This is a genomic window from Acidocella sp. C78 (genome assembly GCF_907164655.1).
On sequence record NZ_CAJQZK010000001.1, the window covers coordinates 268380 to 292008 of the forward strand.

Annotated in this window: 17 protein-coding genes and 5 pseudogenes; 14 read left to right on the forward strand and 8 right to left on the reverse strand. The window is 62.4% G+C overall.

All coding sequences use genetic code 11. The features are described 5' to 3' along the window. Positions 1-215: 215 nt before the first annotated feature. Genes ACIDOCELLA78_RS98160 through tldD form a run of 3 tightly spaced genes read left to right on the forward strand, consistent with a single transcriptional unit; the run spans position 216 to position 3837 of the window. Complete coding sequence (locus ACIDOCELLA78_RS98160) at positions 216-1319, forward strand: COX15/CtaA family protein (RefSeq protein WP_201727575.1); 1104 nt, start codon at positions 216-218, stop codon at positions 1317-1319. Next, positions 1316-2392, forward strand: coding sequence for a COX15/CtaA family protein (locus ACIDOCELLA78_RS98165; RefSeq protein WP_201727576.1), 1077 nt, complete (start codon positions 1316-1318; stop codon positions 2390-2392). The genes ACIDOCELLA78_RS98160 and ACIDOCELLA78_RS98165 overlap by 4 nt, the downstream gene beginning before the upstream one ends. Next, positions 2389-3837: a metalloprotease TldD gene (tldD, locus tag ACIDOCELLA78_RS98170; protein WP_201727577.1), complete on the forward strand. Its 1449-nt coding sequence runs from the start codon at positions 2389-2391 to the stop codon at positions 3835-3837. Before ACIDOCELLA78_RS98165 ends, tldD begins: the two co-directional genes overlap by 4 nt. A gap of 169 nt (positions 3838-4006) precedes the next feature. On the opposite strand, the gene ACIDOCELLA78_RS98175 is transcribed toward tldD, so the two are convergent. From ACIDOCELLA78_RS98175 to ACIDOCELLA78_RS98195, 5 genes are all read right to left on the reverse strand, one after another. After that, complete coding sequence (locus ACIDOCELLA78_RS98175) at positions 4007-5053, reverse strand: glycosyltransferase family 4 protein (protein ID WP_201727578.1); 1047 nt, start codon at positions 5051-5053, stop codon at positions 4007-4009. A 6-nt stretch (positions 5054-5059) separates the two neighbouring features. After that, the gene (locus tag ACIDOCELLA78_RS98180; RefSeq protein ID WP_201727579.1) at positions 5060-6226 is read right to left on the reverse strand and encodes a glycosyltransferase; all 1167 of its coding nucleotides are present in this window, start codon (positions 6224-6226) and stop codon (positions 5060-5062) included. Next, positions 6223-7194 carry a glycosyltransferase family 1 protein gene (locus tag ACIDOCELLA78_RS98185; RefSeq protein WP_249674932.1) on the reverse strand — a complete coding sequence of 324 codons (972 nt, stop codon included), beginning with the start codon at positions 7192-7194 and terminating at the stop codon, positions 6223-6225. The genes ACIDOCELLA78_RS98180 and ACIDOCELLA78_RS98185 overlap by 4 nt, the downstream gene beginning before the upstream one ends. Positions 7195-7280: 86 nt before the next feature. Then, positions 7281-7511, reverse strand: coding sequence for a hypothetical protein (locus ACIDOCELLA78_RS98190; RefSeq protein ID WP_201727581.1), 231 nt, complete (start codon positions 7509-7511; stop codon positions 7281-7283). A 41-nt stretch (positions 7512-7552) separates the two neighbouring features. After that, positions 7553-8704, reverse strand: a complete 1152-nt coding sequence (locus ACIDOCELLA78_RS98195) for a hypothetical protein (RefSeq protein WP_201727582.1) — start codon at positions 8702-8704, stop codon at positions 7553-7555. 257 nt (positions 8705-8961) lie between these two features. On the opposite strand from ACIDOCELLA78_RS98195, the gene ACIDOCELLA78_RS98200 reads away from it, so the two are divergent. The 6 genes and pseudogenes from ACIDOCELLA78_RS98200 to ACIDOCELLA78_RS98225 all read left to right on the forward strand — a co-directional run. Further along, positions 8962-10116: a polysaccharide biosynthesis/export family protein gene (locus ACIDOCELLA78_RS98200; RefSeq protein ID WP_201727583.1), complete on the forward strand. Its 1155-nt coding sequence runs from the start codon at positions 8962-8964 to the stop codon at positions 10114-10116. Between the two features lie 2 nt (positions 10117-10118). Continuing rightward, positions 10119-12587, forward strand: a complete 2469-nt coding sequence (locus tag ACIDOCELLA78_RS98205) for a polysaccharide biosynthesis tyrosine autokinase (RefSeq protein WP_214006263.1) — start codon at positions 10119-10121, stop codon at positions 12585-12587. Positions 12588-12618: 31 nt separating this feature from the next. Continuing rightward, positions 12619-13152 (forward strand): DapH/DapD/GlmU-related protein, encoded by a 534-nt coding sequence (locus tag ACIDOCELLA78_RS98210; RefSeq protein ID WP_201727585.1) that lies wholly within the window; start codon positions 12619-12621, stop codon positions 13150-13152. A 29-nt stretch (positions 13153-13181) separates the two neighbouring features. Continuing rightward, entirely contained in the window at positions 13182-14645 is a 1464-nt protein-coding gene (locus ACIDOCELLA78_RS98215) for an oligosaccharide flippase family protein (RefSeq protein ID WP_201727586.1), read from the forward strand. A 107-nt stretch (positions 14646-14752) separates the two neighbouring features. Beyond that, positions 14753-15715: a glycosyltransferase gene (locus ACIDOCELLA78_RS98220; protein WP_201727587.1), complete on the forward strand. Its 963-nt coding sequence runs from the start codon at positions 14753-14755 to the stop codon at positions 15713-15715. 285 nt (positions 15716-16000) lie between these two features. Continuing rightward, positions 16001-16111, forward strand: a pseudogene (locus ACIDOCELLA78_RS98225) (transposase); the annotation flags it as partial. Between the two features lie 72 nt (positions 16112-16183). On the opposite strand, the pseudogene ACIDOCELLA78_RS98230 reads toward ACIDOCELLA78_RS98225, so the two are convergent. Further along, a pseudogene (locus tag ACIDOCELLA78_RS98230) lies at positions 16184-16309 on the reverse strand (ATP-binding protein); the annotation flags it as partial. A 227-nt stretch (positions 16310-16536) separates the two neighbouring features. On the opposite strand from ACIDOCELLA78_RS98230, the gene istA (ACIDOCELLA78_RS98235) reads away from it, so the two are divergent. Further along, the gene (gene istA, locus ACIDOCELLA78_RS98235; RefSeq protein WP_201727680.1) at positions 16537-18063 is read left to right on the forward strand and encodes an IS21 family transposase; all 1527 of its coding nucleotides are present in this window, start codon (positions 16537-16539) and stop codon (positions 18061-18063) included. A gap of 17 nt (positions 18064-18080) precedes the next feature. Then, entirely contained in the window at positions 18081-18827 is a 747-nt protein-coding gene (gene istB / locus ACIDOCELLA78_RS98240) for an IS21-like element helper ATPase IstB (RefSeq protein WP_201727488.1), read from the forward strand. Between the two features lie 144 nt (positions 18828-18971). On the opposite strand, the pseudogene ACIDOCELLA78_RS98245 reads toward istB (ACIDOCELLA78_RS98240), so the two are convergent. Beyond that, positions 18972-19196, reverse strand: a pseudogene (locus tag ACIDOCELLA78_RS98245) (ATP-binding protein); the annotation flags it as partial. A 113-nt stretch (positions 19197-19309) separates the two neighbouring features. Here ACIDOCELLA78_RS98245 and istA (ACIDOCELLA78_RS98250) point away from each other — a divergent pair. Both istA (ACIDOCELLA78_RS98250) and istB (ACIDOCELLA78_RS98255) read left to right on the forward strand, forming a co-directional pair. Continuing rightward, entirely contained in the window at positions 19310-20839 is a 1530-nt protein-coding gene (gene istA, locus ACIDOCELLA78_RS98250) for an IS21 family transposase (RefSeq protein ID WP_201727588.1), read from the forward strand. Beyond that, positions 20829-21623 carry an IS21-like element helper ATPase IstB gene (gene istB, locus ACIDOCELLA78_RS98255; protein ID WP_013641220.1) on the forward strand — a complete coding sequence of 265 codons (795 nt, stop codon included), beginning with the start codon at positions 20829-20831 and terminating at the stop codon, positions 21621-21623. Before istA (ACIDOCELLA78_RS98250) ends, istB (ACIDOCELLA78_RS98255) begins: the two co-directional genes overlap by 11 nt. 72 nt (positions 21624-21695) lie before the next feature. On the opposite strand, the pseudogene istA (ACIDOCELLA78_RS98260) reads toward istB (ACIDOCELLA78_RS98255), so the two are convergent. Further along, positions 21696-22919: pseudogene (gene istA / locus ACIDOCELLA78_RS98260) on the reverse strand (IS21 family transposase); the annotation flags it as partial. A gap of 100 nt (positions 22920-23019) precedes the next feature. Between istA (ACIDOCELLA78_RS98260) and ACIDOCELLA78_RS98265 the strand changes: the two are divergent. Next, a pseudogene (locus ACIDOCELLA78_RS98265) lies at positions 23020-23619 on the forward strand (IS630 family transposase); the annotation flags it as partial. Positions 23620-23629: the final 10 nt, after the last annotated feature.

Genomic DNA, 23629 nt, shown 5'->3' on the forward strand with positions numbered 1-23629 from the left:
AAAAGGGACGGGCCGATTCGGAGTATGATGGAAAATGCTCGGTGACGAGCCTGAGGCGGCGGGCGTGTCTGTCCCGCTACAGGGCAGACATGGCGCAACCGCGGCGCGAGGTCAAGATTGAACGAAAGGGCAGATCACCGCGAGATGCGGGTTTACAAGCCGGTTTTCAGGTGCAAATCCGCGTCTGGTAACGGACAGATGCGGGAAATGGTCTGATGGCATCGCAATCGGTGGCGGGTTTTGCCGGTCGGTCGGTCATACGCGCGGCGCGGGCGGCAAGCCCGGAAAGCCGGCGGATGGTGGCGATCTGGCTGTTCGTCAGCTTCGCGCTGATCGTCGAGATGTTCGGGATCGGCGCCTATGTGCAGAACATGAATGCCGGCCTGTCGATCATGACGTGGCAGCCGGTCTCCGGCGTGATCCCGCCGCTGACCCATGCGGCATGGGAGCGGATGTTCGCCCTTTACAAGACGATCCCGCAATACAAGGACCTCAATCGCGGCATGGACCTCGCCGGGTTCAAGGCGATCTTCTGGCCGGAATGGATCCACCGGATGTGGGGGCGGCTGCTGGGTTTCGACTTCGGCGTGCCGCTGGCCTGGTTCCTCTGGACCGGGCGGATCGAGCGGCGGCTGCGGCCCTGGCTGGTGACGCTGTTCGTCCTCGGCGGGGTGCAGGGGCTGATCGGCTGGTGGATGGTCGCCTCCGGCTTCCAGCCGGGGCTGACCGAGGTTTCGGTGTTCCGCCTCTCGGTGCATTACTGTTTCGCGACCCTGCTCGCGATCGCCGTGTTCGCCACGGCGCTGACCGTGCTGAAGCCCGCCGAGGCGCGGCTGCCGCCGGCGGAGGCGGCGCGGTATGCGGGGGCGCGGCGGATGGCGATGGGCTCGATCGTGCTGATCTCGATCGCCATCGTGGCGGGGACGTTCCTTTCGGGCACCCATGCCTACACGATCGACAACACCTTCCCGCTGATGCAGGGGCGCTGGGTGCCGCCGGATTACGCGGCGCTGCACCCGTTCTGGACGAATTTCTTCCTTAACAAGGCGGCGACGCAGTTCAACCACCGGCTGCTCGGCACGGTGGCGGCGGTGGGCGTGCTGGCGGCGGTGGTGGCGGCGATTCGCGCCGATCTGCCAGCGCGGGCGCGCGATGCGTTCCTGGTGATGGGCGCGCTGCTGATCGTGCAGTATATTCTCGGCGTGACCACGCTCGTTTCCAAGATTCTGGATATCGGCATCGTGCACCAGCTCAACGCGGTGCTGCTGCTGGCGGCCGCGGTGTGGGCCTGGTTCGAGCTGCGCGGGCGGCCGGCATGAGCGGGGCGGCGGCGCGGGGGGACCGGCTGGTCGGCACCTGGCTGCTCGTCATCTGCTTCATGATCTTCGGCATGGTGGTGGGCGGCGGCCATGCGCGGACGATCGGCGCGGGGTTCGTGATCCAGACCTGGCAGCCCTTCACCGGCATCATCCCGCCGCTGACCCATGCCGCCTGGGAGCGCGCCTTCGGCCTCTACAAGGCGACGGCGCAGTATCGGGCGATGCAGCCGAAAATGACGCTGGTTCAGTTCCAGTCGCTCTATCTGCCGATGTTTTTCGACCGCGACTGGGGGCGGCTGATGGCGGTGGTGTTTCTGGTGCCGCTGGCGGTCTTCCGGCTGGGGGGGCGGATCTCGAACCGGCTGACAGCCTGGCTGCTGGTGCTGTTCGGGCTCGGCGCCGGCGAGGCGACGATGGGCTGGTACATGACCTATCAGGGCGTGACGGGCAGTGTTCTCCAGCCTTCGCCGCTCTATCTCGGGCCGCATTTCGTGCTGGCGATGCTGATCTTTACCGCCATGCTGTGGACCGCGCTGACGCTGCGCAACCCCGAGCCGGCGCCGTTGCCGGGCCTCGCGCGGTTGCGCGGGCTGCTGAGCGTCTCGATCGGGCTGATCATCGCCACGATCGGGCTCGGCGCGCTGGTGGCGGCGAGCGGGGCGCTCAAGGTGTATAACACGTTCCCGCTGATGGACGGGCACGCGCTGCCGCCGCACGCGCTGGCGCTGCATCCGCTGTGGCTCAATTTCCTCGCCAACAAGGCGACGGTGCAGTTCGATCACCGGGTGATGGCGACGGTGACGGCGATCGTCGTCGTGATTGCCGCGGCGATGGGGCTGCGCGCGCCGGTAGGGGCGAAGGCGCGCGACCTGTTCCTGCTCTTGGCCGGGCTGGTTTCGCTCCAATATATTCTCGGCATGAGCACGCTGGTCTCGGGCATGGCCGAACTCGGCTATGTGCACGAGCTGAACGCCGTGCTGCTGCTCGCCGCCTGCATCGCCTGCCGCCACGCGCTGCGCGGTGCGACGGCGGCGGTGCCGCTTCCCGCCTATGAAATGAAGGCCGCTGAATGATGTCCGACACGATGCAAGACATGCTCGCCACCGCCGACCGGCTGTTCCATGGCAATGACGGGCTCGACGTGATCGAGGCGCGGCGGGCCATCGCCCCCGTGCTGGAGGCCGCCGATGATGGCGAGCTGTTCCTGGAATATCGCGAATCCGAGGTGGTCAGCCTGGATGACGGGCGGATCCGCAACGCGAATTTCGACAGCCGGCGTGGCTTCGGCCTGCGCGCGGTGACCGGCGAGGCGGCGGTCTATGCCCATGCCGGGGAGATTTCCGACGCCGCCCTGGCGCGCGCGGTGGAGACGCTGCGCGCGGCGCGGCAGGGCGATGCCGGGACGGTGGCGGTGGCCCCAGCGGCGGCGACGCGCCGGCTCTATACCGGCCACAATCCGCTGGCGGAGATGCCCTTCGCGGCGCGGGCGGCGCTGCTCGGCGAGATCGACGCCTATGCCCGCGGCGCCGACCCGCGCGTGGTGCAGGTGATGGCGAGCCTGGCCGGCGAGTGGCAGGTGGTCGAGATCGTGCGGGCGGACGGGGTGCGGGTCGCCGATGTGCGGCCGCTGGTGGTGCTGCATGTCTCCGTGGTGATGGAGCAGGACGGGCGGCGCGAATCGGGCGGCCATGGGGCCGGCGGGCGCGCGACCTATGAGGGCGTGACGGCGCCGGCCTTCTGGCGGGCGGCGGTGGACGAATCGATCCGCAAGGCGGCGCTGAATCTCGAGAGCGTGCCGGCGCCGGCGGGCGAGATGCCGGTGGTGCTGGGCGCGGGCTGGCCGGGCATTCTGCTCCACGAGGCGATCGGGCATGGGCTGGAGGGTGATTTCAACCGCAAGAAGACCTCGGCCTTCGCCGGGCTGATGGGCAAGCGAGTCGGCTCGAAGGGGGTGACCGTGGTCGATGACGGCACCATCCCCGACCGGCGCGGCTCGCTCAGCGTGGATGACGAGGGAACGCCGAGCGGGCGCACCGTGCTGATCGAGGACGGCATCCTGACCGGCTATATGCAGGACCGGCAGAACGCGCGGCTGATGGGCATGGCGCCCACCGGCAACGGGCGGCGGCAGTCCTACGCGCATCTGCCGATGCCGCGGATGACCAACACCATCATGCTGGAGGGCGAGGCGAGCCGGGAGGACATGATCCGCTCGGTCAAGCGCGGCATCTATGCGGCGAATTTCGGTGGCGGGCAGGTGGACATCACCTCGGGCAAGTTCGTGTTCACCGCCTCGGAAGCCTATCTGATCGAGGATGGCAAGGTTGGCGCGCCGGTGAAGGGGGCGACGCTGATCGGCAACGGGCCGGACGCGCTGACCCGGGTGGAGATGATCGGCAATGACCTCGAACTCGATCCCGGCATCGGCACCTGCGGCAAGAACGGGCAGGGCGTGCCGGTGGGCGTGGGGCAGCCGAGCATCCTGATGGGCGGGCTGACGGTGGGCGGCACTGCGTGATAGAGCGGCCTCCGATTCGTCGGATACCGATCACGCAGGGAATGCCGGCTGTCTGGGATAGTTCGGGGCATTTTCACGGTAGAGCACAACATCCGATCCGGATGGATCGGAAAGTGCTCCGGGGCTCCAAGGCCGCTTTTTATCCTGACTGTCGGGCCTGTTGCATTGCTCAGATCAATTCCCGATAGATTTTTTCCATATCGAGACAGACGCGTTCGATCGTGAACCGTTCCGCGCCGCGTTTCGACCGCGCGCGATATTCCGCGAGCTTCGGCGGATCGTCGAGCAGATCGCGCAGCGTCGACGCCAGGAGCTCTGGTTGCTTTGGCGGGATAAGGAGTCCGGCATTGCCGTGATCGAGCATCGCGGGAATACCATCAACATCGCTGGCGACGATGGCAATCCCGGCATGCCGGGCCTCGGCGATCACGAGCGGTCCGGGGTCAGCGTGCGAGGCAAGCACGAAGATGTCGGCCGCGAAAAGATAACGGCGCGGGTCGTTACAGAAACCAAGGAAATGGGTATGTTCGGCAATTCCGAGCTTTTCGGCCTGAGCCTTGTAGTCCTGAAGCGTCGGCCCTTCGCCCGCAAGATACAGATGGGCATCCGGATTGGTGCTCCGTAACAGGGCAAAGGCGTTGAGCAGGTCACCAACGCCCTTCCGCGGATGCATGCCGCATACGGTGAGGATGGCGGGATGGGCGAGATCGGCCGGGGTGAACGCCGCGGGCAGCCGCGGCGAGCCGACGGACCCGTTCTGTACCTGCCGCAGCTTGCGGGTCGGAACACGGGATTTCCGCATGATTTCAAATCCGGTCTGGCCGACCGTAACGACCCTCGATGCGCGCCCCATCAACCACGCCGAGCGATCGAATTCATTATGCAATGTTGTCACGACCTTGTAGCCGAGAAGCCGGTACGGTTGAACAAGAACGCTCTGAGCGGCCATGTGCACATGCAGGACATCCGGCGCGAAGTCGCGTATTGCCCGGTTCAGTTGCACATTGGCGCGGAAAAACTTGCCGATCCCGCGATGCGGCTGCTCCACGCGGTAAACCTTGACGCCGGCCGATTCCAGAAGCGGGATGAAGTCGCCGGAGGCGCAGGTATAGCCGACGTCATACCCCATCGAACGCTGCGTGATCGCGAGATCAACCGAGACATTGACGTGCCCGTTCGCCTTTCCGCAGTGATTGAGCAAGTGCATGATGCGCATGGGGGCTTATCCGTTTTCGTGAACGGCGCGTGCCGAGACGGTGCCGCGAGGCCGGAACTGCGCCATGGCGGTTTCCACGGCGGCATGGATACGGGTGCGGAACAGGGAGGCGGAAAAGCGCAGCGCGTTCTCACGGCAGAGCGCGGGCACCATCGTGGCGCTCCGGGCTTCAAAGCTGCGCACGGCGGAGACGATGGCATCCTTGGTCTGGGTCTCGAACAGAACGCCTGTCGGCGCCACGGAGTGGGCGGGAAAAATGTCTCTTGCCCCTCCCTCGGCGAAGGCGATCACCGGTGTGCCGCAGGCCTGGGCTTCCACCATCGTGATGCCGAAATCCTCTTCCGCGGCAAACACCATCGCCTTGGCCGACTGCATCAGCGACACCAGCTCGGCATGCGGAACCGGGGGCCGCAAGGTTATGTTCGGTGCCCCGGCTGCGGCTCTGCGCACCTGCGGTTCATTGGTTCCCGTGCCGACGATGGTGAGAGGGCATTCGGGCAATTCGCGGAACGCCTCGGCGATCAGTTCGATCCGTTTGTAGGGCACGAAGCGGGAGGCCACCAGATAGCCGCTCCGTGCTCCATGCCCCGGAACAAAGCGTTCGACGGCAACTGGTGGCGGAACAACTTCGGCGTCCCGGCGATACGTCTTCTGTATGCGCCGGGCGATATAGCTCGAATTGGCCAGAAAATGATCGACGCCGTTGGCGGCCATCGCATCCCAGAGTCTGATCCTGTGCAGAAGCCAGCGTATGTAAAGGCTCTTGACGCCCCGCGTCAGCCCGCTCTCACGCAGATATTGGGATTGCAGATCCCACGCATAGCGTATGGGCGAATGCATGTAACAGACATGAACCTGTTTCGGACCGGTCAGCGCCCCTTTCGCCACAGCGTGGTTACTCGATATCACCAGGTCATAGCCGGTCAGATCGAACTGTTCGATCGCAAGTGGCATCAATTGCAGGTAATTGCGGAAATGTTTCCGGGCCAGGGGCAGTTTCTGGATGAAGCTCGTCGTAACCGGGCGCCCGCCCAGGAAATTGCGGTCGTCGTCCGCAAGGAAATCGACGACCGCAAATATATCGGCCTGCGGATAGCAGTTCAGCAATTCCTCAAGCACGCGCTCGGAGCCTGCGTAGTGTTCAAGCCACTCATGAACGATCGCGATCTTCATCGGCGTTCCAGAACCTCCATGGCGATGGATTCGAGGATTGCCGCGGCACTGGCCCAGGTGAGTTGGGCGGCCCGCGCCCTGCCGGCGGCGCGAAGGCGATCCTGTTGCGACGGCGTATCCAGGATGGACGAGACGCTCTCGGCGATCTGCGCCGGATCATTCGGATCGAAATAGAGCGCGGCCTCGGCGCAGGATTCCCGCAAGGCGGGGATATCCGCGCAGGCGACCGGGCAGCCGCAGGCGAGGGCCTCGACGGGGGGTAGTCCAAATCCCTCATATCGGGACGGAAAGACAAAACATCCTGCCGCTTCGTAGAGCGCTTTCAGTTCAGCATCGCTCACGCGGCCGATATAGCGGGCGGGCTGCGGCAGTCTGCTCTCATCGGCCGTGTTGAAGGCGGCTCCCCCCATGCCGCCGGCGATCACCAGCGGCGTGCCGCGCGCGTGCAATTGCCCGGCAAGCTTGCCCAGCGCCGCGAGATTCTTGTGTGCAGACAAAGTGCCGACACCCAGTACAAACCTTCCGGGCAACAGCCCGTTCGCCCCAAGAACGCCCGGCTCGCTGGCAATACGCCGCATATGGTCGGCGCCTTCGGGCATGACGCGGATCAGGGGTTCGGGCAGGGAGAGATGGCGCGCGATCTCGCTGCGTGAAAACGAGGAGACTGTCACGATCGTCGCCTGCCGGCGGATCAGCGCTTTCTGGACGAATTTGTACCAGAGCCGGAACGTCCGTGAATAGGCGTCGGGCGTGCTGAACACCCCGGCATCGTGGATCACCACGATCTGCCGCCCCGCCAGAAGCGGCCCGGTATTGCCAAGGTTGATCAGTAGCCGGTCCTGCGCATGCAGGGGCAGTTCGAGCTGTTCCCAGATCTGCCCCTGGCGTTTTCCGATCTCGCTGGCGCCGGGCCAGGCGAGGCTGCCGCCCGGCGGCGTCAGCAACGCGACGCGGGCGTTCCGTGCCATCAGGGCTCGAGTGGTTTCGATTGCAAATCTTTGAACGCCAGAGAGCGACTGGGTAACGAACCGGCCGTTGATCAGCAGGGCAGGGGTCATACCGGCACCGGTTCGGAGAGGGGGTGATTGATGGGCGCCGGCTGCCAGACCGCCTTGGCCTCGAACTGCGCGCGGGCGGTCGCCGCGACCAGCATGGCGAGCAACAGGTAAAAATCTGGCGAGGAGATGGTCGGGCCGGATAGCAGCGCGGAGATCAACGACGAGAGAAGTGAAGCGGATGTGCCGCGGATGACGTAGCGCAGATCGGGGGCGCGGGTGATGCGCATGGCCTGTCGCGCCCGCATTGCGAGGGCGCATCCGAACCAGATCAGGCCAGCCACCCCCAGATGCCGACTGCCGCCAGCAGGCCGGGCAGCAGGCTCGACGAACGATTGCTGCCCCAGCCGACGCCCAGCCCGTAGGTTTTTATCATCTCCTGCACGCTGTCGTAGTCGGCTTCCGATCTGGCCCGGTAGGATGCGGATTGCGTCTTGTCCAGCACCGAATTCAGGATGATCGTCGCTTCCCGCCCGGCCTCGGGCGTTGCGAGCGGGAGCGCCACGGCTGAAATTCCGCCTGCCAGTCCAAGGCCTGCAAGGGTGAGTGCGACACGCCGCCGCATTTGCGGCGTTGCCCGTATCGCAATGCGGGCCAGCAGCAGAGTGGCCATCGCCGCCATTGTGACATAGCCGGTGGTTGCCGTGCTGAGCAGCACAACGACAATGCCGCCCACAAACGTTGCGCGCGGCAGCCAACGGCGGTCGCCATTCAGTACTGACCATCCGGCCGCGCTCAGCGATGCGCACATATAGGCGGACAGCGACGATGGCTCGCTGAAAGGCCCATTGAGACGGGTCAGGGTGCCGATCGTCTGGTTGTCAAGTTGCGACCATCCGGGATTTGAGAGGAAAAAGCTTGCCGGAAAGGGGATATGCAGAATCGTGCTGGCGAACTGCCACAGAGCGATCAGGATCACCAGCAGGCCACTCGCGAAATAGGCATCGAGCAGCCGCGGTAATATCCTGCCGGGACGGGTCAGATAGGCGGCGGCTGTGACGGCGAGCAGCGCGTTGGCGATGAGATACATATCCTGGGTGAAGTTGCCTGCATTTGGCGCCAACGGCGATCGAACGAAAAACGCGCTGATTTTCTGCGGCCACACCATGACCTGCCCCATGAACAGACGCGGCATGATGACTGAACTCGCGACCGCGCCGATCGTGACGAGGATAAAAGGTAACAGAATTGTGAATGTTTGCCGCTCAGCAGGATAATGGACGTTATTAAAGAGATTAATTGCAAATAATGATACAAACATTGCTGTTGGCAGCAAGGCAGGTGTGACCCCCAGACCGCCGATGACAATGATCGCACTGGCAGAAAATACTGAAAAAACAATGACAAGAACAAGAATATTTGCTGGACGACGCCAGAACCACAGGCAGAACGGCAACAGCACGGCGCCGATCGCGGTGATCATCGATTCAATCTCTCCCAGAATTGGCGGGCGGCAGCCTGTGTCATCGTCCCTACTCAGACGCCGTCGCGATAATGCAAATCACGCGAATTTACAAGATATTTACATCATCAAATCTTAATGGACATATTTATGCGGATTTATCTTTAATTATCTAATTTTTGACGGTAAAACGTCAACATGTTACGAGCGGTTAAATTTTTTTCCATCCTTCCCGTTCGTTCGGGGTCAGACGGTTTTCAGAATTCTGGGGGCAAGGCGTGACGGCGCAAATTTCAGGGTTGCACCTTTCAGCATCATTGGGTCGTATAAAAAATAAGACGATCTTTCGCGGCAAGTCCATGCCAGGATCGAACCGGGCGACCTCGCTGCCAATGGTCATGGCCGTGCTGCTGGGCATGGGTGGACTTGCGGGCTGTGCCGCAAAGCCGCCGATGTCGCACATTGTGCCGGCCGGCGCCGTTGCCGCCACGATGCCCTCGCCGGTCGTGTCCATGAAGCGGCAAAGCCTGCCGCCGGATGCGAGGTTGCCGCTGACCCCATACCGGTTGGGGCCCAATGACGTCATCGCGGTTTCGGTCTATCTGCATCCCGAGCTGTCCACGCCCCAATATGGCGTGACATCGGGGCCCGCCGGGGCCCTGATCACCAGTGATGGCACCGTGGGGCTGCCGTTGATCGGCACCGTCAAGCTGGCCGGACTGACGGTCAGCCAGGCCCAGGCCAAGCTTCAGGCGGCGTATTCCGCCTATGTCAACAATGCGAATATCTCGGTGCAACTGGTGACGCCGCATAGTCTGCGGTATTATCTGCTCGGCGATTTTTCGAGCCCGGGCATAAAATATCCGGGGCGTGAGCTGACGCTTCTGGAGGCTCTGTCCCTGGGCGGCAGCCTCAATGTTGCCAATGCCGACCTCTATCAGGCCTATGTTGCGGTCGGGGCGCGAAAAGAACCGGTCGATCTTCGCGAACTCCTGCTCGACGGCAATCTGTCGCAGAACATCGTATTGCCGCCGGGCGCCACGATCGTGATTCCGCCGGCATCTGAAGAAAAAGCCTTCGTGTTCGGCGCCGTGGGCAAGCCGGGTGCCATTGGCTTTCAGGGCGGTTCGCTGTCTCTGCTGCAAGCCATGAGCGAGGCCGGGATGACCCTGTCCAACTACACCGATGCCCAGCTCTCGCAGATACGGATCATCCGTTCCCATGGCGCTTCGGCCGACTTCATCGTCGTGAACGCCCGAAAGATCATGGACGGACATGCAATGCCCTTTGCCTTGCAGCCGGGCGATATCGTTTTCGTGCCGCCGACAGGCATCGCGACATGGAACGATGTTCTGAACAAGTTGCTCCCATCGCTGAATACGATTTCCGGCGTGCTCAACCCGTTTGTCTCCATCAAATATCTCTCCAAGTGACAATGAAGCAAAAAGTGGCGACACAACTTCCGGCAATCGGTTTCCATGCGCCGCATGAGCCGCATGACATCGTCGATTTCGGACTGTTTCTGCGCACGCTGCGCCAGCAAGCCTGGACGATTCTGCTGTTCACCTGCATCGCGGCGGCGGCGGCCCTGCTGCATGTTCTGCTGGCGGTGCCGCAATTTACGGCATCCGGCGCGCTTTATCTCGGTGAAACACAGCAGGGCGCGGGCGGCGGCGGCGGGTCCAGCAATACGGTCAATCTTTCTGCCTATGCCCAGCAGAGCGACGTGGAAACACAGATCGAGCTGCTGACAACCGGCACCCTGATCCAGCGCGCCGTGCTGGAAACCGGTCTGAACGCGACGATCCATCCTGCTGGCGCTCCGACCCTCAGATATTGGCGGTGGAAATGGCTCGACGGGGGTTCGACCAAGGCTTTCCTGCCGGCAGCGGAGGCGTTGAGGGTGGTGGACGCGACGCTGGTCGGGAAATTTCGCCTCGTTACCGGTGCCGGAAATACCTACAAGCTGTACAAGGCCGGAGGCATTTTCGGTCGTGAGAAGCCTGTTCTCAGAGGCACGATCGGCACAGTGGCGCACACCGCGGCGGGCGCCCTGCTGGTGCGTTTCGTCCGCGCCGGAGAGGCTGACAGGTCCACCGCAACCCCGGCAGAGTCTGCGGCGCACAGCGCTGTACGCACAAATATCGCGCCTGGCCGGATTTTCGACCTGAGCGTCGTTGCGCCCGATGCGCTGGCCAATGGCCTTGCCGGTGGCCCGCTGCGCGTGACCGCCGGAGGGTCGCCAACAAGGCCGACCAAGTTGGCCAGGATCTCGTTGCGCTGGTCGAATCCCTTTCTCGCGCAGATTTTCGTCAACCACCTGATGCGCGATTACATCGCGACCCAGCTCCAATGGAAGGCGGAGGCCGCCGCGGTGACGGAATCTTTTGTCACCGGCCAGCTTGTGAATGTTGCGCGCAGGCTGGCGCGCGCCGACCAGCAATTATCCGCCTATCAGGCCAAGACCGGCATCATCGATCCACAGCAGGCCGCACAGGCTGCGGTTGAGCAGATGAGCCAGCTGGAGCAGCGCCGCGGTCAGCAGTTGCTGCAACTTCAGGCCCTGCGGCAGTTGCACCGCGCGATGATGGGCCGCAGGTCGCGCGTGAACCCTTATCTCATCAGCGAAACCAGCGACCCTGTGCTCACTTCGCTGACCACCTCGCTCTCCGAGGCCGAGGTGAAGTTGAGCCAGCTGCACGCCGAGTTCACCGATCGTGCCCAGAACGTGCAGATCCAGCAGGCGCAGGTCGATCAGCTTCGCGCCTCGATCCGCGAGCTCATCGACAACGACCTGCAATCCGCATCCCAGAGTCTGGCAAGTATCGACAGGCTGATCTCGAGCGACAAGTCGAAACTCAGGGACCAGCCTGCCGAGTCGCTCAAGGTCAGGGCGTTGACCCGGAAATCCAAGCAACTGGCTCAGCTTTATGAAGTGCTGACCCAGAAGGCCGAACAGGCGCAGATATCGAAGGCGGCGACCATCATCGACACGCGCGTCGTCACCTCGTCGCGTCTGCCGTTGCGGGCCACTTCTCCGCGCGCGGTCATCACGGTCATCGCCGGAGCGATGGTTGGTTTCTTTGCGGGCATGGCGCTGGTGTTCGGCCGGCGGGCCTTCTCCGGCCGATATGAGAGTGAAGAGCAGATCCGCCGCGCCGTGCGATTGCCGGTCTACGGTGCCGTGCCTCAGCAAGGGCAACGACTCATCGGCGCCAACACATTCGGCCCCGACAGTTTCAACCCGTTTTCCGAGGCATTCCAGCTTATAAAGCGTAATATTTACCGAAATACCGATGAAGCGCGCGCTTCGGCGATTTTGTTGATTTCCGCGAGCAAGCAGGACGGCAAGACAACGATCGCGGCCAACCTGTGCCGGACCTTGGCGGAAGACGGCAAACGAGTGGTGCTGCTCGATTGCGATTTTTATCTGAGCCGGCTCAACCTGCTGGTCGATTTCGAAGGCTTGCCCGGGCTGACCGACTGGCTGCGGACTGGCTCGCGGCCCAAGTTGCAGCGATGGCCGAACGGAAATTTCTGGGTTCTGCCCTCGGGCAGTGCTGCGGCTGAACGCGGCGCCCGCCTTGATGAGGTTGCTTTGCGCGGGATCGTCAGAACCCTGGGCGAGGAATTCGACTACATCATCCTCGACAGTCCCCCTCTGCCGATCGTCTCCGATGGCTTGGTGCTCGGCAGCGTTTCCGACCTGATCCTGTCTGTTGTGGGCGTGTCCAACACGATGCGTCGGGCGTTCGATCTGCACAACGAACTGATCGAGACATTGGACAAGCCGCACGGGCTCATCATCAACGGCACAGATGCCATGACGTATGGCGGCGAGGATGCCTATTTCCTCGGGGGAACGCGGCGCAAGCCGAAATTCACGGGCTGGTTCAGGATTTAAGGCGGGCTCTGGGAGGAGAGGGGGCCAGGAAATGGGAAATTACATCCATCGGATCGTCGATGCCGCGCTCGCCAGCGAGTTCCTGCCGGTATCGATACGGATGCCGCTGATGCGCAGGCTTGGCTACGATGTCGACCGGTCTTCCTGCATCTGGGCGCGGGCCAGCTTCCGCTCCCGGACTGTGAAGATCGGCTCTGAAGTCTTTATCAATGTGGGGTTTTTCTATGACGGCTTCATGCCGCTGGAAATCGGGCCCAATGTGCGGATCGGCCAGTTTGTCCGAATCATTACCGGTTCGCATGAGATCGGACCGCCAACGCAGCGCTGTGTCGTGGAAGCGGTGGGCGGTCCGGTGGTCATCGGTCGCGGCTGCTGGATCGGTAGCGGTGTCACGATTTTGCCCGGGGTAACGATTGCCGAGGGGTGCGTCATCGCGGCCGGGTCGCTGGTTACCAGGTCGACCGAGCCGAATGGCTTGTATGCCGGAATTCCAGCGCGCCTTGTGCGGGCGCTCGCCAGCGATGCCTCCGCCGGGACTGCGGACGATCCTCTGCTCACATGCTAGGTCACAAGACAGTGCTGAGCGGGTCGCTCATGGTGTTTGGCCGGTTGGTCAGCCGGGTGATCGACCTGTTCACCATGTTGATCCTGGCCCGCCTGCTTTCGCCGGCCGATTTCGGCCTGGTGGCGATTGCCATGACCTTGGTGACCATTCTGGAAGCCGCCCTGGAAATGCCGCTGAGCCAGGCGTTGGTCCAGTTGCCAGACATCATGCCGCATCATCTTCATACGGCATTCACCCTCAGCCTGATCCGCGGAGCGTCACTGTGTCTCCTGGTGAGCGGTATCGCGATCCCGTTCGCGCATTGGTACGGGCACCCTGAACTGATACCGCTGATCCAGGCCCTCAGCCTTGCCCCCGCTGCCCGTGGCATGCAGACACCGCAGCTTGCCGAATATGCCAAGGTGCTGAATTTCGTTTACGAGTTCTGGTTCGAACTGGCCGGGAAAGCCGCCGCCTTCGCAACCGCCGCGATCCTCGCCTTCACAACCCATTCGTTCTGGTCGATCGGCCTCTGCACGATTGCGGGACCAGTGGTGAATACCCTGCTCGGCTACGTCGTTCTCCCATACCGGCCGCGGCTTTCGCTGCGCGACTGGCGCTTGTTCAGCGGCTTTCTGGGCTGGGTCAGCGTTTCGCAGATACTGATGTCGATCAATATACAGTCAGAACAGCTTCTACTCGGCAAAATCATGCCGGCAGCGCGTCTTGGTCTGTTTAGCACGGCGAATAATCTCAGCATCATCCCGATGGCCGCTCTGTTTTCGCCGATCATCCGACCATTGCTGTCGGCTTTCACCGTTGTTCGCGACGATCTGGCGCGGTTGCGTGAGAGTTATCAGCTTGCGGCGAGTGCGGTGATTGCGGTCGGGCTGCCGCTTCTGGTTGGCCAGGCCGCGGTAGCCGGGCCATTGGTTCAGGTACTTCTGGGGCCGAAATGGGTTAGTGCCATTTTGATGACGCGCTGGCTCTCTATCAGCCTGATCCCCTATATGTTCGGCATGCTGCTCTCGCCTCTCGGCATGTCGCTCGGCCGCACGCGTGAAATCGCATCCCGGAACACCGTTCAGGTCCTTGTCAAACTGCCTCTTCTGGTTGGCGGTGCACTTTATTGGGGTTTCGCCGGGGTGATCGCCGCCCGGCTGATCTCGGAAACCGTCACGGCAATCTTCTGCATGGCCAGCATCCGCCAACTTGCCGGCATTTCCATCCGCAAACAGATCCTGGTCAGCCTGCGCAGCATTGCCGCCAGTCTGCTGATGCTGGCCGCGGTTCTGGCTCTTGATTCGCTGCTGCATCTGCCAGCCAACCTGACGGGACAACTCACCCGTCTTGCGTTGCTGGTCATGTGTGGAGTGGCGGTTTATGCGGGCAGCCTCATGGTTATCTGGCATCTTCTCGGACGCCCTTGTGGCATCGAGCAGTCGGCGCTGCGCCTCCTCAGTGATGTTGTTGGCCGGCGTCGCCGGAGCGTTTCAAATCAGCAGCCGGTGTGACTGATGGCGAGGCATTCCAATATCCGCGAAACCGCTGGTTGCCTGGCCTCTCCGGCACCGGGTCCGGATGTCTGCGGACATGATCCTCGTGGCCAGAGAGTGTGGTCATGACGGCAGATTGCTGTATTTCGTATACAACCGATCCTGGTTACCTGTTTCCAAGCTTCGTGAGCGCCATGCAGGCACGGCGGCATACGCCGGCAGATCTTGCGGATGTCGCCATTTTCAGTGTGAAAGGCGTCGCCGAGTGTGACCGGGTATTTCGCCGCGCTTGCGAATCTGAGGGAATTCTCTTCTTTTCCGTTCCGGAAACAGCGATCGAGCGTGTCGGTGCCATGCTGGCCCGCCTGTTTCTGGATCGTATCGCGCCGGCGCACTACGGACATCTGCTCTATATCGATGGCGACACGCAGATCATGGGGTCGTTGGAACCGCTCGTGCGCACCGAGGTTCCTTCAGGACAATTTTGCGCCGCCAATGATCCAATGACGTTTTCCCTCGATGGGGGAAGAGGCCACGATCGGAGCCTGGTAAGCTACTTCGCCTCCATCGGTTTGGAGAACAACCGGCAGCGCAACTATTTCAACAGCGGGGTGTTGCGGATCAACCGAGACGGGTGGGACCGGATCGGTTGGGAGTCATGGAAACTGTTTCAGAACCTGAAAGGCAAGACGAGATACCCGGACCAGGATGCCCTCAACCTTGTTGCCATGGATCGACGCATACCGATGTCGCTGAGCTGGAATTTCCCGATTTTCCTGCGCAATGCGAGGCTTGAGCAGGCGATCGATCCACGCGTTGTTCATTATATGGGCAGCCCGAAACCCTGGCATGGCGCGTTCCTGCCCTGGGGTGGGACGGAATACCTCCCTTATGTGGAGGCCGTTTCGCGGTATCCCGACCTGGAGCAGTTTCTGACTCGGATGCCCTTCTACAGGCGTTGCCGCTATATCCTGCAACAGCATTACAAGCGTATTCACGAGGTCTCAGCTTGGGGAAAAGGATCTCGCCATCACGAGATCCTGAATTATGAGAATCGCGTCGGGCGTGATGTGGTGTCAGCCGGCTGACACCACGGAACTGCCCGGACGTTCCATCGGGCGCGTAATCTTATCAGCAGACCAATAACGACAAGCTAGAGCATTTTCCGATCAGGCTGGATCATATCCAGCGGCGCTGAAGTGGTTTTTGGCTTCGGTGGGGGTGATGGTGTCGCCTCGCAGGTATCTGCCTCGTCCTCGCCGTCACCTCATGGATCAGTTGAGTCCAGAACCTAAGAGCCTGACCGCAAAAGATAGTTGAGCGATTTCAGCGGGTTGTGATTCAGTTCGTTTGCGAAGACGAACGGAGACACGATGGCCTGGACTGAAATCGCCCGGTAACGATATTGCCGCGCCGGATTGCGCTACGCAAGCGACCTCACCGACGCCGAATGGGCCTTGATCGAACCGTTCATGCCCTTGCCTGTTGATTTCCGCTGAGATCTGACCCGGGAATTCCATCGAGATTTGACCCGCCCATAGTTTATGATTTGAGTTTCATGATGGGGTCAAGGCTGGATTTTTCTCCTTTCGTTTTTGGGATTTCTGCACGGAGCTATTTTTGAACCTGAAGCTGTCATTTCCGGTCTCGAGGATATGGCAGTGGTGGGTGAGGCGATCGAGGTGCTGATTCCGGGCTCAATTCGCCCGGGATTCCGAGATTAACTCGCCCGGGATTCCGGGAATTATTCGCCCACCTATTCCGAGATTAATTCGCCCACCTGTTCCGACTTTTATTCGCCCAGGCGGGCGGGGTTGGCCGGGTTGGCTTGAGGTCTCTGCTGGCTGGTTCAGGTTCCCTCCCTTTGGCTGATCGAGGGAGCGGATGAATGCCAGTGGAGCGGATTGCGATGCGCGATGTGCGCGAGATTGTCAGATTGAGGATGGCGGGGCTTTCGACCCGCCAGGTGGGGATCCGGGTCGGGGTTGCGGCATCGACGGTGCGCTTGACGCTGCGGCGACTGGAGGCGGCCGGGCTCGATGGGCCAGGGGCTCTGGCGCTGTCCGAAGCGGCATTGGAAAGGCGCTTGTTCGACGGCGCGGTGGGCAAGCGGCCGGGGCATCGACGTGTGGATGAGCCGGACTGGGGGCGTATCCGCCGCGAGTTGCAGCGCAAGCACGTGACGCTGTCGATCCTGTGGGACGAGTATATTGCCGAGCACCCGGATGGGTATCGCTACAGCCGGTTCTGCGAGCTCTACCGGAGCTGGGAAGCCCGGCTACCGGTGACGATGCGCCAGACCCACGCATCGGGCGAGAAGCTGTTCGTCGATTATGCCGGCGACACGGTGCCGGTGGTGATCGACCGGCTCACCGGCGAGACGCGTGCGGCCCAGATCTTCGTCGCCGTTCTCGGCGCATCGAGCTTCACCTATGCTGAGGCGACCTGGACCCAGACCCTGCCGGACTGGATCGAGGCGCATAATCGCACTCTGGCAGCAATTGGCGGCGTGCCGGCGCTGCTGGTGCCCGACAACGCCAGGGTCGCGATCATCCGCGCCTGCCTCTACGATCCACAGGTCAACCGGACCTACACCGATATGGCGCGCCATTACGGCACGGCCATTCTCCCGGCGCGGCCGCGGCGGCCGCGTGACAAGGCGAAGGTCGAGGTGGCGGTTTTGCTGGCGGAGCGGTGGCTGCTGGGCAAGCTGCGCAACCGGGCATTTTACGGCCTCGCCGAACTGAATGCCGCGATCGCTGAATTCTGCCGCTGGCTGAACGAGGAGCGGGTCGTCCGTCGCCTGGGGGCGACAAGACGGCATCTGCTGGAAACACTCGATCGTCCCGCGCTGAAGGAACTGCCGGCCGAACCCTATGTGCTGGCGCAATGGCGGCGCCGGCGGGTCGGCATCGATTATCACGTCGAGATCGAGAAGCATTTTTACTCCGTCCCCTACCGGCACGCCCGCGCCGAGGTCGAGGCCCGGTTCACCGTGCGCACGGTCGAGATCTTTCTCCGTGGCGAACGGATCGCCGTGCACGCACGCAGGCCGGGTAACGGCAAACACACGACGATCGCCGAGCACATGCCCTCGAGCCACCGGCGTTATGGCGACTGGACCATCGCACGGATCCATCAGGAAGCCGCACGGCTTGGTCCCTCGGTCGCGACACTCTGCACCCTGATCCTCGAACGCCGGCCTCATCCGGAGCAGGGGTTCCGCGCCTGCATCGGCATCCTTCGCCTGGCCCGCAGTGTTGGCGCCGACCGGCTCGATGCCGCGGCCGAGCGCGCGCTCACCATCGGCACCCTGACCTACGGCTCGGTCAAATCCATCCTCGATAACCGGCTGGAGCGAGCCGCCGGCACCGCCAGTCCCGATCCCACCCCGATCCGCCACCCCAACATCCGGGGCGGCGGATATTTCCACTGATGACAAGGAGAAGCCTCATGCTGAACCATCCGACCCTCGATCAGATCCACCAGCTCGGTCTTGCAGGCATGGCCCGCGCGTTCACCGAGCTGCACGCCAATCCCGAAACCCCCAGCCTCAGTCACGCCGAATGGCTCGGTCTTCTGCTCGACCGCGAGATCACCGTCCGACGTGACAAGCGGTTGAGCACAAGGCTGCGCCATGCCAGGCTGCGCCATGACGCTGCAATCGAGGATGTCGATTACCGGAGTGCCCGCGGCCTCGATCGGGCTCTGTTCCAGAAGCTGATCCAGGGTGAGTGGATCGACGCGCACGACAATCTCGTCCTGAGCGGGCCGACAGGGGTCGGAAAATCGTGGCTGGCCTGTGCCCTCGGTCACAAGGCATGTCGCGATGACAGGACCGTGCTCTATCAGCGCGCCCCCAAACTCTTCGCAGAACTCGCGGTCGCCCGCGCCGAAGGGCGTCACGGCCGGATGATCCGCACCCTCGGTGCCGTCAATCTACTGATCCTCGACGACTTCGGCCTTGCTCCACTCGACGCCGGCGCCCGTCACGACCTGCTCGAGATCGTCGAGGATCGCTACGGCCGCCGCGCCACCATCATCACCAGCCAGATCCCCCCGGCGCATTGGCATGAGCTGATCGGCGATCCGACCTACGCCGACGCCATTCTCGACCGTCTGCTCCACAATGCCCACCGCATCGAACTCACCGGCGAAAGCCTGCGCAAGATCCGCAAGCAAACCCCAAAAACCGCTTGACCCAACGAGAACAGGAGAGCAACGAAATCAACAGCCACAGAGACCGCTACCCGGGCGAATAAATCTCGGAATCCCCGGGCGAATAAACGTCGGAATCGTGGGCGAATTAAAATCGGAATCCATGGGCGAATTCTCCGGAATCCGCATATGGCAGTGGTGGGTGAGGCGATCGAGGAGCGCGGTGGTCATCTTGGCGTCGCCGAAGACGGCGGACCATTCGCTGAAGCTCAGGTTGGTGGTGATGACGACGCTGGTGCGCTCGTAGAGCTTGCTGAGCAGATGGAACAGCAAAGCTCCGCCTGAGGCGCTGAAGGGCAGATAGCCAAGCTCATCGAGGATGACGAGGTCGGCATGGATCAGACGGCCGGCTGTTGATTTCCGCTGAGATCTGACCCGGGAAGGCCGGATTTTTCCACTGAGATTTGACCCATGTTTGACTGTTTCCCCGTCTGGAAGAGGCGGGGGCGAACGGAGTGTTGGACATGGCGTTTTTGAGCATTATCCGCCGGTGGCATAAGCGTGAGCATGTGCCGATCCGAGAGATTTCCCGGCGCACAGGCGTGTCGCGGAACACGATCCGCAAATATCTTCGGTCTGATGTGATTGAGCCGAAGTTTCAGGTTCCGGACCGGCCGAGCAAGCTTGATCCTTATGCCGAGAAGCTTTTGGCGTGGCTGCGCCGTGAAGCTGGCCGGCCGCGCAAGCAGCGGCGGACGGTCAAGCAGCTATACGGTGATCTCGTCAGCCTGGGCTATGACGGTTCCTACAATCGTGTGGCGGCCTTTGCCCGGGCTTGGAAGGGGGAGTGCCAACGGCTGCAGCAGACCGCCGGCCGGGGAACCTTCGTGCCCTTGGCCTTTGCGCCTGGCGAGGCGTTCCAGTTTGACTGGAGCGAAGATTTTGCGATCATCGGTGGCGTCCGCGTCAAGTTGCAGGTGGCGCACACCAAACTGTCGCATAGCCGGGCGTTCATTGTTCGGGCCTATCTGCTGCAGACACATGAGATGTTGTTCGACGCGCATAACCACGCCTTCCAAGCTCTCGGCGGCGTACCGCGGCGCGGGATTTACGACAACATGCGCACCGCCGTTGACAAGGTCGGCCGTGGCAAGGAGCGCAGCGTCAACGCCCGCTTCCTGGCGATGACCAGCCATTATCTCTTCGAGGCCGAGTTCTGTAATCGGGCCGCCGGTTGGGAGAAGGGGCAGGTTGAGAAGAACGTCCAGGATGCACGCCACCGCCTGTGGCAGTCCATGCCTCCGTTCGAAAGCTTGGACGCCCTGAACGACTGGCTGGAGCGGCGCTGCCGGGAGCTGTGGGAGCAGACCGCGCATGGCAACGAGCCGGGAACCATTGCCGATGTCTGGGCCAGCGAGGTTGAGAGCCTCATGCCTGTGGGCCGTCCGTTCGATGGGTTCGTGGAACACACCAAGCGGGTCTCCTCGACCTGCCTGATCCACTTGGAGCGTAACCGCTACAGCGTGCCGGCCTCTTTTGCCAACCGGCCGGTCAGCCTGCGGGTCTATCCCGACAGGCTGGTGGTGGCGGCGGAGGGGCAAATCATCTGCGAGCATCCGCGCATCATCGACCGGACGCACAACGGCCCAGGGCGCACTGTGTATGACTGGCGGCATTATCTGGCGGTGATCCAGCGCAAGCCGGGCGCCTTGCGCAACGGTGCGCCGTTCCTGGAATTGCCCGATGCCTTCAAGCGGCTGCAGCAACATCTCCTGCGCCGTCCTGGCGGTGACCGGGAGATGGTGGAGATCCTGGCCCTGGTGCTGCACCATGACGAGCAGGCGGTGTTGGTGGCGGTGGAACTGGCGCTGGAGGACGGCGTGCCGTCCAAGACGCATATCATCAACCGGCTCCACCGGCTGATCGACGGCAAACAGGCTCCGCCTCCGGTCATCACCGCGCCACAGGCACTGACATTGGCCAATGAACCCAAGGCTGACGTCGAGCGCTACGATAGCTTGCGCCAATCTGAGGAGGCCCGCCATGCGTCATGATCCCGCCACCGGCGCGCTCGTCATCATGCTGCGCAGCCTCAAAATGCACGGCATGGCACAGGCCGTCGATGAACTGGCCCAGCAGGGTGCCCCGGCCTTCGAAGCCGCCATCCCGGTACTCTCCCAGTTGCTCAAGGCCGAGACCGCTGAGCGCGAGGTCCGCTCCATGGCCTATCAGTTCAAGGCCGCCCGCTTCCCGGCCTATCGCGACCTGGCCGGCTTCGACTTCGCCAGCAGCGAGGTCAATGAGGCCCTGGTCCGCCAGTTGCATCGTTGCGACTTCATCGAACCCGCCGACAATGTCGTGCTCGTCGGCGGCCCGGGCACGGGCAAAACCCACATCGCCACCGCGCTCGGCGTGCAGGCCGTCGAGCATCACAAAAAGCGCGTCCGCTTCTTCTCCACCGTCGAGCTGGTCAATGCTCTGGAGCAGGAAAAAGCTCAGGGAAAGGCTGGGCAAATCGCCGGCCGTCTGATCCATGCCGACCTCGTCATCCTCGATGAGCTTGGCTATCTGCCCTTCAGCGCCTCAGGCGGAGCTTTGCTGTTCCATCTGCTCAGCAAGCTCTACGAGCGCACCAGCGTCGTCATCACCACCAACCTGAGCTTCAGCGAATGGTCCGCCGTCTTCGGCGACGCCAAGATGACCACCGCGCTCCTCGATCGCCTCACCCACCACTGCCATATCCTCGAGACCGGAAATGACAGCTTCAGGTTCAAAAATAGCTCCGTGCAGAAATCCCAAAAACGAAAGGAGAAAAATCCAGCCTTGACCCCATCATGAAACTCAAATCATAAACTATGGGCGGGTCAAATCTCGATGGAATTCCCGGGTCAGATCTCAGCGGAAATCAACAGCATCGGGCAATTCCAGGAACGGCGCACCGTTGCGCAAGGCGCCCGGCTTGCGCTGGATCACCGCCAGATAATGCCGCCAGTCATACACAGTGCGCCCTGGGCCGTTGTGCGTCCGGTCGATGATGCGCGGATGCTCGCAGATGATTTGCCCCTCCGCCGCCACCACCAGCCTGTCGGGATAGACCCGCAGGCTGACCGGCCGGTTGGCAAAAGAGGCCGGCACGCTGTAGCGGTTACGCTCCAAGTGGATCAGGCAGGTCGAGGAGACCCGCTTGGTGTGTTCCACGAACCCATCGAACGGACGGCCCACAGGCATGAGGCTCTCAACCTCGCTGGCCCAGACATCGGCAATGGTTCCCGGCTCGTTGCCATGCGCGGTCTGCTCCCACAGCTCCCGGCAGCGCCGCTCCAGCCAGTCGTTCAGGGCGTCCAAGCTTTCGAACGGAGGCATGGACTGCCACAGGCGGTGGCGTGCATCCTGGACGTTCTTCTCAACCTGCCCCTTCTCCCAACCGGCGGCCCGATTACAGAACTCGGCCTCGAAGAGATAATGGCTGGTCATCGCCAGGAAGCGGGCGTTGACGCTGCGCTCCTTGCCACGGCCGACCTTGTCAACGGCGGTGCGCATGTTGTCGTAAATCCCGCGCCGCGGTACGCCGCCGAGAGCTTGGAAGGCGTGGTTATGCGCGTCGAACAACATCTCATGTGTCTGCAGCAGATAGGCCCGAACAATGAACGCCCGGCTATGCGACAGTTTGGTGTGCGCCACCTGCAACTTGACGCGGACGCCACCGATGATCGCAAAATCTTCGCTCCAGTCAAACTGGAACGCCTCGCCAGGCGCAAAGGCCAAGGGCACGAAGGTTCCCCGGCCGGCGGTCTGCTGCAGCCGTTGGCACTCCCCCTTCCAAGCCCGGGCAAAGGCCGCCACACGATTGTAGGAACCGTCATAGCCCAGGCTGACGAGATCACCGTATAGCTGCTTGACCGTCCGCCGCTGCTTGCGCGGCCGGCCAGCTTCACGGCGCAGCCACGCCAAAAGCTTCTCGGCATAAGGATCAAGCTTGCTCGGCCGGTCCGGAACCTGAAACTTCGGCTCAATCACATCAGACCGAAGATATTTGCGGATCGTGTTCCGCGACACGCCTGTGCGCCGGGAAATCTCTCGGATCGGCACATGCTCACGCTTATGCCACCGGCGGATAATGCTCAAAAACGCCATGTCCAACACTCCGTTCGCCCCCGCCTCTTCCAGACGGGGAAACAGTCAAACATGGGTCAAATCTCAGTGGAAAAATCCGGCCTTCCCGGGTCAGATCTCAGCGGAAATCAACACATGGCGACGTGAGCGGTTTCCTGAAATCGCCAGGCAGGCCAAGTCCTGTGGCGGCGAGGTCTTTTTCTGGGACGAGTCCGGCTTTCGGGCCGACGCCGTGCATGGCAAGACCTGGGGCGTGAAGGGACAGACGCCGATCGTCGAGCGTCCGGGCCAACGGCAATCGATCAGCGCCGCCTCGGCGGTGACAGCCCGCGGCGGGTTCTGGTATTGCACTTATGAAGGCGGCCTGAATGCTGAGTTGTTCGTAGCGCTGCTACGCCGGATGATGCGGCACCGCACGAGGCCGGTGCACCTGGTCCTCGACGGGCTGCCTGCCCACAAAACAGCGCTGGTGAAAGCCTACGTGGCGTCGACCAATGGAATGCTGACGTTGCATTTTCTGCCAGGCTACGCCCCTGACCTGAACCCAGATGAACTGGTCTGGAGCCACATGAAGCGGACGGGCGTCGCCCGGACTCCGCTACGCCAAGGCGAAAAGCTTCAGGACAAAATCGAAGCCCAACTCGCCGCCATCAAGCGCAAACCACGTCTCGTGCAATCATTCTTCAAAGCACCAACTGTCGCCTATATTACCGACTGCTGAGTAATATTAA

Bases quoted from the DNA above. Each gene is read 5' to 3' on its own strand.
- ACIDOCELLA78_RS98210 (WP_201727585.1), top strand. From the start codon at position 12,619: ATGGGAAATTACATCCATCGGATCGTCGATGCCGCGCTCGCCAGCGAG.
- ACIDOCELLA78_RS98220 (WP_201727587.1), top strand. From the start codon at position 14,753: ATGACGGCAGATTGCTGTATTTCGTATACAACCGATCCTGGTTACCTG.
- ACIDOCELLA78_RS98190 (WP_201727581.1), bottom strand. From the start codon at position 7,511: ATGCGCATCACCCGCGCCCCCGATCTGCGCTACGTCATCCGCGGCACA.
- istB (WP_201727488.1), top strand. From the start codon at position 18,081: ATGCTGAACCATCCGACCCTCGATCAGATCCACCAGCTCGGTCTTGCA.
- ACIDOCELLA78_RS98160 (WP_201727575.1), top strand. From the start codon at position 216: ATGGCATCGCAATCGGTGGCGGGTTTTGCCGGTCGGTCGGTCATACGC.
- ACIDOCELLA78_RS98215 (WP_201727586.1), top strand. From the start codon at position 13,182: ATGGTGTTTGGCCGGTTGGTCAGCCGGGTGATCGACCTGTTCACCATG.
- ACIDOCELLA78_RS98165 (WP_201727576.1), top strand. From the start codon at position 1,316: ATGAGCGGGGCGGCGGCGCGGGGGGACCGGCTGGTCGGCACCTGGCTG.
- istB (WP_013641220.1), top strand. From the start codon at position 20,829: ATGCGTCATGATCCCGCCACCGGCGCGCTCGTCATCATGCTGCGCAGC.
- tldD (WP_201727577.1), top strand. From the start codon at position 2,389: ATGATGTCCGACACGATGCAAGACATGCTCGCCACCGCCGACCGGCTG.
- istA (WP_201727680.1), top strand. From the start codon at position 16,537: ATGCGCGATGTGCGCGAGATTGTCAGATTGAGGATGGCGGGGCTTTCG.
- ACIDOCELLA78_RS98180 (WP_201727579.1), bottom strand. From the start codon at position 6,226: ATGAAGATCGCGATCGTTCATGAGTGGCTTGAACACTACGCAGGCTCC.
- ACIDOCELLA78_RS98205 (WP_214006263.1), top strand. From the start codon at position 10,119: ATGAAGCAAAAAGTGGCGACACAACTTCCGGCAATCGGTTTCCATGCG.
- ACIDOCELLA78_RS98175 (WP_201727578.1), bottom strand. From the start codon at position 5,053: ATGCGCATCATGCACTTGCTCAATCACTGCGGAAAGGCGAACGGGCAC.
- istA (WP_201727588.1), top strand. From the start codon at position 19,310: ATGGCGTTTTTGAGCATTATCCGCCGGTGGCATAAGCGTGAGCATGTG.
- ACIDOCELLA78_RS98185 (WP_249674932.1), bottom strand. From the start codon at position 7,194: ATGGCACGGAACGCCCGCGTCGCGTTGCTGACGCCGCCGGGCGGCAGC.
- ACIDOCELLA78_RS98195 (WP_201727582.1), bottom strand. From the start codon at position 8,704: ATGATCACCGCGATCGGCGCCGTGCTGTTGCCGTTCTGCCTGTGGTTC.